Consider the following 12,754-nt stretch of genomic DNA (forward strand, 5'->3'; position numbering starts at 1 on the left):
GCGGCATCGGGAGCACAAGCCAATGAAGATCAAGATACTCGGCTCGGGTGCCGGCGGCGGGCTGCCGCAATGGAACTGCAATTGCGGCAATTGCCGGCGCGCACGCGAGGGCATGGACGGCATCGCGCCGCGCACGCAATCGTCGATCGCGGTCAGCGGCGACGGCACCGGCTGGGTGCTCGTCAACGCATCGCCGGACCTGCTTGCGCAGTTGCGCGCCGCGCCGGAGCTGCAGCCGGCGCGTGCGATGCGCGACAGCGCGATCGTCGCGGTCGTGCTGTGCGACGCGCAGATCGATCACGTGACGGGGCTGCTGATGTTGCGCGAGCGCACGGCGCCGCTGCCGCTGTACGCATGTGCGCCGGTGCTCGACGACCTGTCGACGGGGCTGCCGCTCGTGCCGCTGCTCGGCCATTACTGCGGCGTGGACGCACACCCGATCGAACCGGGCGAACCGTTCTCGATTCCGGGCGCCGGCGGCCTACGCTTCACCGCCGTGCCGGTCGACAGCAAGGCGCCGCCTTATTCGCCGCGTCGCGCGGCGGCCATGGCCGGCGACAACATCGCACTGCTGATCGAGGACGTCGCGAGCGGCCGGCACGCGTTCTATGCGCCGGGGCTCGCCGAGGTCGACGACACCGTACGGGCCGCGATGCACGACGCCGATCTCGTGCTGGTGGACGGCACGTTCTGGACCGGCACCGAGATGATCGATCTCGGGCTGTCGACGAAGCATGCGGCCGACATGGGCCATCTTGCCCAGTGCGGCGACGGCGCGCAGCCGGGGATGATCGACCGGCTTGCTGCATTGCCGGCCCGCACGCGCAAGGTACTGACGCACATCAACAACACGAATCCGATTCTCGACCCCGGTTCCGCGCAGCGCGCGCAGTTGCGCGCGCACGGCATCGACGTTGCCCACGACGGCATGCAATTCGAGGTTTGATATGACCGCACCGATTCCCGCCGCGTCGCTGCACGCGGCGCCCTGGAGTGCGCCGGAATTCGAGGCGCGCCTGCGCGCGCTCGAATCGCGCTACCACATCCACCACCCGTTCAACCGGCGCCTGAACGCCGGCGCATGCTCGCCGGCGCAGATCCGCGGCTGGGTCGCGAACCGCTTCTACTATCAGGTCAGCATTCCGCTGAAGGACGCGGCGATCCTGTCCAACTGCCCGGATCGCGACACGCGCCGGCTGTGGGTGGAGCGCATTCTCGACCACGACGGTCACGGTGACAACGAAGGCGGGATCGAGGCCTGGGCGCGGCTCGGCGAGGCGGTTGGCATCGATCGCGCGGAGCTGTGGTCGCTCGCGCACGTGCTGCCCGGCGTGCGGTTCGCGGTCGACGCGTATGTCAGTTTCGCGCGCAGCGCGCCGTGGCAGGAAGCCGTGTGCTCGTCGCTGACCGAAATGTTCGCGCCGCAGATCCATCTCGATCGGCTGGCCGGCTGGCCGTCGCACTATCCGTGGATCGACGCCGACGGGTTGCAGTATTTCCGCAGCCGCGTGCCGCTCGCGCAGCGCGACGTCGAGCATGGGCTCGCGGTGACGCTGAGCCACTTCACGACACCGGGCGCGCAACAGCGCGCGCTCGACATCCTGTCGTTCAAGCTGGATGTGCTGTGGTCGATTCTCGATGCGATTGAAAAGGCATACCCAGCATGAATTCCACCGACATCGTCAGCGGCGTGCCGCTGCGCCCCGCGTTGAGGGGCATGTACCGCCTGCAGTGGGAGGTGGCCCAGGATGCCTACGTGCTGCTGTATCCGGAAGGCATGGTCAAGCTCAACCCGAGCGCGGGCGAGATCCTCGCGCGTTGCGACGGCACGCGCGAACTCGACGACATCATCGGCGAACTCGAGCGACTGTTCAGCACGTCGGATCTCGCGTCGGACGTCTACCGCTTCCTCGATCATGCGCGGCTGCGCGGCTGGCTCGACTGACATGGACACGACACCCGCTCCGAACCGGCCGTCCGCGCCGCTGTGGCTGCTCGCGGAACTCACGTACCGCTGTCCGCTGCATTGCGCGTTCTGCTACAACCCGGTCGATTTCGCGACGCACGGCGCCGAGCTCGATACCGATGCATGGCGCACGGTGATCAGCGATGCGCGCGCGCTCGGCGCCGCGCAGATCGGGTTTTCCGGCGGCGAGCCGTTGCAGCGCGGCGACCTCGAAGTGCTGGTCGAGCACGCGCGGTCGCTGGGCTTCTACACGAACCTGATCACGTCGGGCGTGGGCCTGAACGCCGCGCGCATCGAACGGCTCAAGGCCGCCGGGCTCGACCATATCCAGTTGTCGCTGCAGGATTCGACCCGCGAGCTGAACGACTTCCTGACCAGCACGCGCACCTTCGAACTCAAGCGCAGCGTCGCGCGGCTCGTCAAGTCGCACGGTTACCCGATGGTGCTGAACTGCGTGCTCCATCGCTACAACCTGCCGCATGTCGACCAGATCATCGAGATGGCGCTCGACCTCGGCGCGGATTTCCTCGAACTCGCCAATACGCAGTACTACGGCTGGGCGATGCTCAATCGCGACCAGTTGATGCCGACCGCCGAACAGCTTCGCGAAGCGGAGGAAACGGTCAACCGCTACCGCAAGCTCGTCGGCGAGCGGTGCAAGATCCTGTTCGTCGTTCCCGACTATTTCGAGCAGCGGCCGAAGGCCTGCATGAACGGCTGGGGCTCCGTGTTCCTCGGCGTCGCGCCGGACGGCACCGCGCTGCCGTGCCATGCCGCGCGCGCGCTACCGGGCCTCGCGCTGCCGAACGTGCGCGACCGGTCGCTGAAGGACATCTGGTACGACAGCGACGCGTTCAACGCGTTTCGCGGCGACGCGTGGATGCGCGAGCCGTGCCGCACGTGCGACGAGCGCCATGACGATCACGGCGGCTGCCGCTGCCAGGCCTACATGCTGGCAGGCGATCCGGCGGAAGCCGATCCGGTGTGCGCGAAATCCGCGCATCACGGGCAGGTCGAGCAGGCCGTGCGATTCGCGCGACGGGCAGAGCGGCAGGACGAACGGCCGCTGATCTTTCGCAGTGCTGCCAATTCGGTCGGGCGTTGAGCGATACACGTTGTCGCATGGATGCCAGAAATCCGAACGCATGTTTGACGCGTGCGCGGTGCGTTGGTGCAACGCGCCGTGCCGCGAACGCGATACGGTTCGCCCGCAGGCGCGGCTGCGAGTGACGGATCGCGCGTGCCTGCCCGCCTGCCTGTAACCGATTTCCCCTTCCGCCGATCCCGCGCTGTCAGTTCCACGCGACGGCTATTACCGCCGACCGCAATCCATTGAACGCGTCGAGCCGAGACGCGAAAGCATTGTCGGCGCGAACATGGCGACGCGCGCATCGCATACGCGGCATTTGACCGGAGCGCAACAGTCATGAAAACGATTCAATCTGAATTCGATTCCGCTGACGCGCATGCCGGACGAAATCTCATATGACGATTCCGCACCGACAAGTCCGGTAGATGACAGAGGATTCGGCTGGCACCCGAATCCCATGTAATTCCGCGTAATCCAGAGTAATCCCGTACGGACCATGTGTTCGTTCATGGGTGAATCCGTTTCAATGACAACGTTTGCGCGGCACTATATCGGAAGATTCGACGATGACACCGGTATTTCATTGTCGACACGAGACGAAACACTGTCTGAATTTCCATTAACGTTCGACGAAAATTGCCGACGCGGACGTTTACGCGAAATCGATGCGTGTACGATGCAAAAGCGGCATCACCGATTCGCATTCAGCGATCCCGGACCGACCGCGCTCAATTCGGCCGACTGCTGCTCGCATGACGTTAAAAGCCGGTACGTTCGGCTTCGACGTAAACATTCGCCGGATTGCACGATTAATCGGAGCGGCGGCCCGGATCAGGGCTCGACGGCACGCCAGTGCGTGTTGCCGCGCGCCCCGTTTGCCGGCCGGCTTCATTCGAACCTGAGCGGCATTCGACCATGCATCATTGAAACGGTTCTCAACAGTATCGGCGTCGTGTCGCCGCGATACTGTCCCTTCATCCGTTCCGGCAGTGCCAGCGGGAATGAATGACTCATCCGATCGATTTCGGCTTCTCTTCATTCGTATGGTGATAAGCCGGCCCGCGCTATCCCGATTCAAATTTCGGGGCATTGATGCACGTCAATTTTTCGAGAAATCGCATGAATGTATTTCCGCCGAATGTGACGAATCTCAATAAATAGTGCCATACCATTGGCTTGATTGAATCCGACAACAACACGGCGAAAACAGACATTGGTAAATCGGCGGGCGAGGGTCGCCCCTATGATGCGGCGCAGAAAACAAGAAATGTAAGAAATTGTTAAAGGGCCGTAATGATGCAAACAGTGTCGAATCATTCATCGACGGGGTTAAGCGTGAATCGTGGTAGAAGCGCCGGCAACGGGCATCAACGAGCAAGCGTAATCGTACTGTTGCTCGAGGGTTTTTCCATTATGCAGATGGGCAAGCTGGCTGCCGTTTTCGAACTCGCGAATCAGCTCGGGCGGGCCGATGGCGCATTCGTCGACCGTTACGAATTGCGACTGTATTCCGTGCATGGCGGCCCGGTTCGCTCGTCGTCGGGCGTCGGCATCTGGACGGAAGCGGCCCGCACGCTTGAAGCGAGCACGGTGCACGCGATGTTCGTGTTGAGCGGTCAAGGCGGGATCGACGAGCTCGACGAGCAGTTGATCACGTGGGTCAGGCATGCGCACCAGCGCGCACGTGTCGTCAGGGGCAGCGGTGGCGGCCGAAAATTGCTGACGCAGATTCATCTGGCGCAGAAGGAGGCCGAGAAGGCCGCGCCGGCCGCGGACGGCGGCGGTGCATCGTCCGCCGGGCGCGATGACGGCGAACCTGCCGGCGATGAAGACGACGGGCCGTTCTCGGATGCGCTGTCGATCGTCCGGGTGGACATGGGCTACGAAATCGCGCAGGAAATCGTGATGTGCATGGTGTCCGGCGCGAACCGGAAGCTGACCGACGTGCTGTTCGGCGCACGCGTCGCACGCGCGAGCAAGTTGATCCGGATGGCCGCGCATCACCTGCGCGTGAACAGCGAGAACCGGATTTCCATCGCCGACGCGGCGCAGGCCGCCGCGATGAGCGAGCGCAATTTCCTGCGGCGTTTCAAGAACGAAATCGGCGTCACGCCCACCGAGTTCGTGTTGAGAATCCGCCTTGAAAAGGCGTGCCGCATGCTGATCGAAACGGATCTTCCGGCGGACAAGGTTGCGCGACGCACTGGCCTCGGCAGCGGCGACCGGATGGCGAAACTGTTTCGCCAGCACTTGCAGACTTCGCCGACCGAATATCGGGCGGCCGCACGAAAAGACGGCGACGCTTCGACGGACATGCTGTACGCATCGGACCTGGGTGACTGGATGAACGGCGCGCCATCCTAGACCGGACGATCGCGATTCGCCGTCCGCCGTCAATCGGCGGAATTTCATTGCGCGAATCCAAATCAATATCCAGATATCAATGTTTCGCCAGAATAGCAGTGCCGTTATTCTGGAATGGACAATACCGGATATAAGCCAGTCTCCATGCGACGAAGGCGGATTCAGCCACAATCGTGGCGCGGTCCGACACAGGTCGCTCAAAACCCGTATCTACTGGATTAATTTATCGACTGGCCTTTCGAGGAGTCGGCACCCCGGCACTCCTCGGAATTTTGCCTGTCGTGTCGCCGTGAGCGCACTGTGCAGGCCTTTTTATTCGTTGAGCGAGCATCCGGTCGATCCAGTCCGGCCGATGCTCGCTTGCAGGTTGCAGGTTGCAGGAGGCGCCAGACAGGCACGCGCTACTCGATGCGCCGGCGATGGCGGGCGCCATGAATCGCGAATCGGCATGAATGACATGTCGTTCATCCGATTTAAATTCGAGCATGAATCCTGGCGTGTGCACGTTATTCGTGCATGGAACATGCATCGCTTAATTCGTGAAATCGATCGAATAATTCGCTCGCGGAATCGGCCTTGATTTGTTCCGCCATCAACAAGGCGGATTCGGACGCAAGCGATAAAAACGCGAGTCGCGACGAATATGATGCGCTGCGGAAACATTGAAAAAACGGCGTCGCGACGAGCGCACCACGTGAAACGCGTATCGCATCCGGCTGGATCGTGATGTGTCGCAGCCCCGGCAGGCCGCCGCGGCGAGTTCGAGCGTACACCCCGGACGACACGCGTAGCAGACGTGATGCACCGCTGCACCGCGAACGGGTGTTGGATGATGAATTAGGAGTTCATATCAATGAATTCGATGATCAATCGAGCGACCGATATCGGACTGATCGTGCTGGGCGCGTTCATTCCCGCGTTGATCGGCGCGACCGGCGGTGCGCGCGGGACCCTGTTCGACGGTGCGCTCGTCGCCTTTGCCGCCGCGCTGGCCCTGTCGGTATTTCCCGCCTGCGGTATTTACGAGGCGGCGCGGACGCGCTCGGCGCTGCACGTGCTCGGCCGCACGGTGCTCGCATGGATCGTCGTGCAGGGCATGAGCACTGCGCTGCTGTACGTGCTGCATCGTGCGCACGTGCTGTCGAGCGAGTGGTTCGTGTACTGGACGCTCGCCAGCGGGATCGGCCTGATCGCATTTCGCGCGCTGACGCTCGCGATCTTCGGGATGATCGAGCGTGCGGGCGACCAGGTGCGTGCGGCGGCAATCGTACACGCGGACCTGCGCGGCCAGCTCGAGATCGGCCACCGGACGGTCGGGCGCATCAAGCGGATGGTCAAGCGCGGCTTCGACCTGGTCGGCGCATCGATGCTGCTCGTCGTGCTGGCGCCTGTATTGCTGGGCATCGCTTGGACCGTGCGGCGCGACGGCGGCCCGGCGATCTTCGGGCACGAGCGCGTCGGCCGCAACGGCAGGCGGTTCAAGTGCCTGAAATTCCGCTCGATGGTGACGAACGCCGATGCGGTTCTCAAGGCGCTGCTGGAGCGCGACGCCGACGCCCGCGCGGAATGGGGTCGCGAATTCAAGCTGAAGAACGATGTCCGCATCACACCGATCGGCCGCTTGCTCCGCAAGACGAGTCTCGACGAACTGCCGCAGCTGCTGAACGTGTTGAAGGGCGACATGAGCCTGGTCGGGCCGCGCCCGATCGTCGAGGCGGAACTCGAACGCTACGGCGCCGACGTGCGCTACTACCTGATGGCGAAACCCGGCATGACCGGCCTCTGGCAGGTCAGCGGGCGCAACGACACCGACTATTCGACGCGCGTGTCGCTCGACGTGTCCTACGTTCGCGAATGGTCGCTGCGCCGCGACATCGGCATTCTGTTCCGGACGATCAACGTGGTGGTGCGCGGGTCGGGCGCGTATTAGCCGCTGCCGCGCGCACGCCGCGAAGGATGCGCGGCGGCGGCGCGTGACGGCAGCAGGCGCGGCAGGGGTCAGCAGTATGCAGTGGCAGCAAGCATGTCCGGTCTCGACAGGGGTGCTGTACTCGCGGTCGACACGGCGCGAGGCGACCGGCGCAATTTCAAATTAAAAAAGTGCGAGGTTGTAATGCAGAGGTTGCGTCAAATGGAGTCGGCGCGCGCGTTCGCGCCGCGCCGACCATCGCGTGTCGGTCCGCTCGTGATGATCCTGCCACTGTGTGCATTGCTGGGCGCGTGCGGTATCGCGCCGGGCATGCGCATGCAGCAGCCGGCGTCGATTCCGCTGCAAAGCGGCGCCACGCCGGCCGAAAGTGCCGCGCTGCCGGTTCCGGTCACGAACATCGACCTGTCGCTGATCCGGCGGATGCGCGATACCGAGCGCAGTACGCGCGGCGAAGCCCGCGATATCGTCGCGGCGCCGGACGCGTACACCATCGGCCGCGGCGACGTGCTGCAGATCACCGTCTGGGACCACCCCGAACTGGCGGCGGCGCTCGGCGCGCCGGCGCAGGCCGCACCGCGCGCGGCGGACGCGCCCCCGGGTTTCGTCGTCGACCAGGACGGCACGCTGCAGTTTCCTTATGCGGGCCGGCTGGCGGTCGCCGGACTGACGGCCGAGCAAGTGCAGACGCAGCTCACGCGTCGCCTCGACAAGACGTTCAGGAATTCGCAGGTCACGGTGCGCATCGCATCGTTCCGCGCGAAGCAGGTGTATATCGAGGGCGAGGTGCATACGCCGGGCTCGCAGCCCGTGAACGACATCCCGATGACGCTGTATGACGCGATCGGACGAGCCGGCGGCTTTTCGGCGGCGGCCGACCAGAGCCGCATCGTGCTGGTGCGCGACGGCGTCGAGCGCCGGATCGACCTGACCGAGATGGCCGAGCAAGGCCGCAATCCGTCGAAAATCGTGCTGAGGAACGGCGATCTGGTGCGCGTGCTGCCGCGCGACGAGAGCGGCGTATTCGTGATGGGTGAGGTCAACAAGCCCGTGACGGCGTTGCCGATGCGCAATGGCCGGCTGACGCTGAGCGAGGCGATTGCGCAGGCCGGCAGCCTGAACGCGAACACGGCCGACGCCGCGCAGCTCTACGTAGTGCGCGGGATGCAGGACGAGCAGCCGCAGGTCTATCACCTCGATGCGCGCTCGCCGGTCGCGATGGTGCTCGCGAATCAGTTCCAGCTGAAGCCGAAGGATGTCGTGTACGTCGACGGCAACGGGCTCGTCCGCTTCAGCCGCGTGCTCAGCTTGTTGCTGCCGGCCATCAATGCCGGCCTGACCGCGGCGATTGCGACCAAATGATCGAATCCATCCTGATCGTCTGCGAGGGCAACATTTGCCGCAGCCCGATGGCCGAAGCGATGCTGCGTCAGACGATGCCCGGGCGCCGCGTCGCGTCCGCCGGCCTGAATGCGCTCGTCGGCATGCCAGCCGCGCCGTATGCGCAGGACGTCATGCGCCTGCGCGGATTCGACGTGTCGACGCATCGTGCGCAGCAGATTGGCCTGTCGCTGTGTACCGACGCCGACCTGATCCTCGTGATGGACAGACGGCAGCGCACGTCGCTCGAGAACCAGTTTCCGTTCGTGCGGGGACGCGTGTTCCGTATCGGCGAGTACACGGATTTCGACGTGCACGACCCTTACCGCCAGCCCAGGTTCGTATTCGAACGCTGCGCGCGACTGATCGAGCTCGGCGTGTCCGAGTGGTCGAAGCGCCTTCGTATCGTCTGAATCGGCCGTTGGTCGATGCCCCACTGAAACTCATTCGTCTCATATCGTTGCCATGACTCAACAATCCGCCCCGCCGCAGCAACCTGTCGAAGACGGCAGCGAGACCGATTTCGTCGCGGTGCTCGACATCCTGCTGGAAAGCCGCTGGCTGATTGCGGCAGTCACGTGCGTGTTCCTGGCCGCAGGCCTCGCGTACGCGATTCTCGGCAAGCCCGTGTTCGAAGCGAACATCATGGTCCAGGTCGAGGACAGTCCCGACACGTCGGCCGCCAAGTCGTTGCTGGGCGATGTGTCCGCATTGTTCGACGTCAAGTCGTCGGCCGCCGCCGAACAGCAGATCCTCGCGTCGAGGCTGGTCGTCGAACGCGCGGTCGACAAGCTGAACCTCTTTATCGACGCCTCGCCCAAGCGCTTTCCGCTGATCGGCGACTGGATCGCGCGCCACAGCGACGGACTGTCCGACCCTGGCCTGGCCGGGTTCGGCGGCTATGCATGGGGCCGCGAGCGCATCGACGTGCCGCTGTTCGATGTGCCGCGCAAGAATGAAGGCGACACATTCACGCTGACGAGCCTCGGCGGCAAACGCTATCGGCTCGAAGGCGGCGATCTCGATGCCGCGGTCGACGGAACGGTCGGCACGCTCGAGCGGTTCAGGTCGCCGCGCGGCCCGATCTCGCTGCGCGTCGACGCGATCGCCGCGAAGCCCGGCGCCGCATTCGTGCTGATCCGAAATTCCCGGTTGAAGACGATCGAGGATATCCGGGACCGCCTCAACGTCCAGGAGCGCGTGAAGCAATCGGACGTCGTCGTCGCCAGCCTGCAGGATACCGATCCGAAATGGGTGAGCGACACGATGAACGAGATCGGCCGCCAGTACGTGCGGCAGAACATCGAGCGGAAATCGGCGGAGGCCGCGCAGTCGCTCGAATTCCTCACCGCGCAACTGCCGCAGCTCAAGCAGCAGCTGACCGATTCAGAGGCGCGTCTGACGAAGGTGCGCAACGAGCACGGCACGGTCGATCTCACCGAGGAAGCGAAGCTCGCACTGGCCCAGACCGCGGACGCGAAGACGCGCCTGCTCGAACTGCAGCAGAAGCGGCAGGAGCTGATGTCCCGTTTCACCGAACGGCATCCGAGCGTGACCGTCATCGACGAACAGATCGCTGCGCTGAACGGCTATCGGAACACCGCCGAGCTTCAGATCCGGCGGTTGCCGGACCTTCAGCAGGAAACCGTGCGCCTGATGCTCGACGTCAAGGTCAACACCGACCTCTACACGGCATTGCTGAACAACATGCAGCAACTGCAGCTCGTGCAGGCCGGCAAGGTCGGCAACGTTCGTCTCGTCGACACGGCGGCGGTGCCGGAACTGGCAGTGCGGCCGAAGAAGGCGCTCGTCGCGCTGGCGTCGCTGCTGCTCGGGCTGCTCGCCGGCTGCGGCACCGCGATCGTCCGCTCGATGTTGTTCCACGGCATCTCGGATCACAACGAAATCGAGCGACGTCTCGGCCTCACGGTGTACGCGACCGTACCGATCAGTGACCGTCAGCACGATCTGGCCGAGGAGGCCGCGCGTAAGAGCGGCCACAAGTCGATCCTGTCGATCGACTTCCCGAACGAACCGGCCGTCGAGTGCCTGAGGAGCCTGCGGACCGCGCTGCAGTTCGCGATGCTCGAGGCGAAGAACAACATCGTGCTGATCGCCGGCCCGGCGCCTGGCGTCGGCAAGACGTTCATCTCGTCGAATCTCGCGGTCGTGATGGCCAGCGCCGGAAAGCGCGTGCTGTTGATCGACGGCGACATCCGCAAGGGCCGGCTGCACGACTATCTCGGCTTCCCGCGCGGCAGGGGCTTTACGGAACTGATCGCAGGCGGCGCGCGCGCGGAGGATGTGACCCATCGTCAGGTGGTCGACGGTCTCGACTTCATTTCGACCGGGACGATGCCGAAGAATCCGGCCGAACTGCTGCTGAACCGGAACCTCGCGCCCTTGGTCGACGATCTGTCGTCGCGTTACGACATCGTCATCATCGACTCGGCGCCGGTTCTCGCCGTGCCCGACACAGGCATTCTTGGTGCGTTCGTCGGCACGGCGCTGCTGGTCACGATGGCGGGCAAGACGAAGCTCGGCGAGATCGGCGAATCAGCGAAGCGATTCGCGCAAAACGGCATCCGCCTGAACGGCGTCATCTTCAACGGCGTCAATCCGCGGCTCGGACAATACGGGTACGGCTCGAAGTACGGCGGTTACCGGTATGTCGCGTACGAATACGGTGCGCACGATGCATGACGTGCGCAGAACCGTCGGCGGCCCGTCACGCGATCGTGGTTACGCGTTGCGCAGGGAGGCGAGATGATCAATCCGAGGGATTCGATCGTTTCGCTGGCCGGCGTCGTGATCGGGCAGATCGCGCTGTTCGTCTGCATTTTCGTGATCGGACGACGGTTCGGGCCGGAGTCGCTCGGCCAATTCAACTATCTGCTCGCACTGGCGACCTTCGGCGGAACGCTGCTTGCATTTCGCTACGAACTGGCATGCGTCGACGACGAGCCGGGCGAGTCGTTCAACGCGTTCGTCAACGTGACGGCGCTGAGCCTGGTCGTCGTTACCGTGTTCGTGCTGCTGATCCGCATCGCCGGCCGCGTCGACCTGTATATCGTCGCCGTCTATGCGCTGGCATCGTTCGTCCAGCTGGCCGCCGCATCCTACCTGAACAGCCTGAGACGCTACGGATGGATTGCAGTGTCGCGCGTGGTCGTCAACGGTGCGTTCCTCGCCGGCCTCGTGCTGGCGCTTGCGTGCCCCGCGTGCGGGCGCGTCGACGTGTTCCGGCTGTATGCGTCGGTGACCGCGGCGGTCTCGATCGTGATGGTCGGTGCGATCCTGCTGACCGGCTATCGGGCCGGCCATTCGTTCAGGCTTTCACGCGGCTTCTTTACCCGGAACCGCCGTTTCGCGCTGTATATCCTGCCGTCGACGCTGTGCGCATCGGTGCTGACGTACGCGCTGTCGATCGCGATTCCGCACTGGTTCGATGCGCAGAGCGCCGGCTACTTTGCCGCGGCTTACCGGCTGGGGTTCTTTCCGGTTTCGCTGATCGCGCAGAGCGTCGGCGGGGTCTTCCGGCGCGACGCCATCGGAGCGATGGCGCGACCGGATGCGTCCACGACGGTGCCGAGGGTGTACCGGGCCTACGCACGCGCGCTCGCGGGGCTTGCGGCCGTTTATATGGCCGGCGGGGCGTTGCTGTTCGGACCGCTTGTCAGTCTGTTTTTCGGCGAAACCTGGCGAGGCTCGGTCGGGTTCTATCACAGCCTGATGCCGCTCTTCGCGCTGCAGCTGATCTACGTGCCGCTGTCGCAAATCTTCCTGGCCACGCGCGCGCAGCGTGTCGATTTCCTGTTTCAGCTGACCTGCGGCACCTGTCTCGCCGGTGTGTTGGGCGCGGGGAGACTGATGAACCTGTCGGCCCCGGCGAGCGTGCAGATTTTCTCGCTGACGGGCGCGGCGCTGATGGCGGTCGGCATCGCGCTGACGTACCGGGTACTCAACACGAATCTGTCCGGATCCCGGGCGCTGGCGTGAAATCGCCGATACGACGAACGAGCACACC

General features: G+C 64.3%; 11 protein-coding genes. All 11 read left to right on the forward strand.

Going from position 1 to position 12,754, the window contains the following annotated elements:
- Window positions 1-22 precede the first annotated feature (22 nt).
- The 11 genes from pqqB to CUJ89_RS33520 all read left to right on the forward strand — a co-directional run bounded on the left by pqqB (window position 23) and on the right by CUJ89_RS33520 (window position 12,726).
- Window positions 23-946, forward strand: coding sequence for a pyrroloquinoline quinone biosynthesis protein PqqB (pqqB, locus tag CUJ89_RS33475; protein WP_114181763.1), 924 nt, complete (start codon window positions 23-25; stop codon window positions 944-946).
- A 1-nt stretch (window position 947) separates the two neighbouring features.
- Window positions 948-1,667: a pyrroloquinoline-quinone synthase PqqC gene (gene pqqC / locus CUJ89_RS33480; protein ID WP_114181764.1), complete on the forward strand. Its 720-nt coding sequence runs from the start codon at window positions 948-950 to the stop codon at window positions 1,665-1,667.
- Window positions 1,664-1,945, forward strand: a complete 282-nt coding sequence (pqqD, locus tag CUJ89_RS33485) for a pyrroloquinoline quinone biosynthesis peptide chaperone PqqD (RefSeq protein ID WP_114181765.1) — start codon at window positions 1,664-1,666, stop codon at window positions 1,943-1,945. The genes pqqC and pqqD overlap by 4 nt, the downstream gene beginning before the upstream one ends.
- A gap of 1 nt (window position 1,946) precedes the next feature.
- The gene (gene pqqE, locus CUJ89_RS33490) at window positions 1,947-3,071 is read left to right on the forward strand and encodes a pyrroloquinoline quinone biosynthesis protein PqqE (protein ID WP_114181766.1); all 1,125 of its coding nucleotides are present in this window, start codon (window positions 1,947-1,949) and stop codon (window positions 3,069-3,071) included.
- 493 nt (window positions 3,072-3,564) lie between these two features.
- Complete coding sequence (locus CUJ89_RS37900) at window positions 3,565-4,065, forward strand: hypothetical protein (RefSeq protein WP_152036688.1); 501 nt, start codon at window positions 3,565-3,567, stop codon at window positions 4,063-4,065.
- Window positions 4,066-4,475: 410 nt separating this feature from the next.
- Complete coding sequence (locus CUJ89_RS33495) at window positions 4,476-5,420, forward strand: helix-turn-helix domain-containing protein (protein WP_236655128.1); 945 nt, start codon at window positions 4,476-4,478, stop codon at window positions 5,418-5,420.
- 853 nt (window positions 5,421-6,273) lie between these two features.
- Window positions 6,274-7,350, forward strand: coding sequence for a sugar transferase (locus CUJ89_RS33500; protein ID WP_114181768.1), 1,077 nt, complete (start codon window positions 6,274-6,276; stop codon window positions 7,348-7,350).
- A gap of 183 nt (window positions 7,351-7,533) precedes the next feature.
- Window positions 7,534-8,709, forward strand: a complete 1,176-nt coding sequence (locus CUJ89_RS33505) for a polysaccharide biosynthesis/export family protein (RefSeq protein WP_114181769.1) — start codon at window positions 7,534-7,536, stop codon at window positions 8,707-8,709.
- The gene (locus tag CUJ89_RS33510; RefSeq protein ID WP_114181770.1) at window positions 8,706-9,140 is read left to right on the forward strand and encodes a low molecular weight protein-tyrosine-phosphatase; all 435 of its coding nucleotides are present in this window, start codon (window positions 8,706-8,708) and stop codon (window positions 9,138-9,140) included. Before CUJ89_RS33505 ends, CUJ89_RS33510 begins: the two co-directional genes overlap by 4 nt.
- A 52-nt stretch (window positions 9,141-9,192) precedes the next feature.
- Window positions 9,193-11,430, forward strand: a complete 2,238-nt coding sequence (locus CUJ89_RS33515) for a polysaccharide biosynthesis tyrosine autokinase (protein ID WP_114181771.1) — start codon at window positions 9,193-9,195, stop codon at window positions 11,428-11,430.
- 63 nt (window positions 11,431-11,493) lie between these two features.
- The gene (locus tag CUJ89_RS33520) at window positions 11,494-12,726 is read left to right on the forward strand and encodes a lipopolysaccharide biosynthesis protein (protein ID WP_114181772.1); all 1,233 of its coding nucleotides are present in this window, start codon (window positions 11,494-11,496) and stop codon (window positions 12,724-12,726) included.
- The last annotated feature ends 28 nt before the right edge of the window (window positions 12,727-12,754 follow it).

Origin of the sequence: Burkholderia pyrrocinia (assembly GCF_003330765.1) — a bacterium.
Lineage (GTDB): Bacteria > Pseudomonadota > Gammaproteobacteria > Burkholderiales > Burkholderiaceae > Burkholderia > Burkholderia pyrrocinia_B.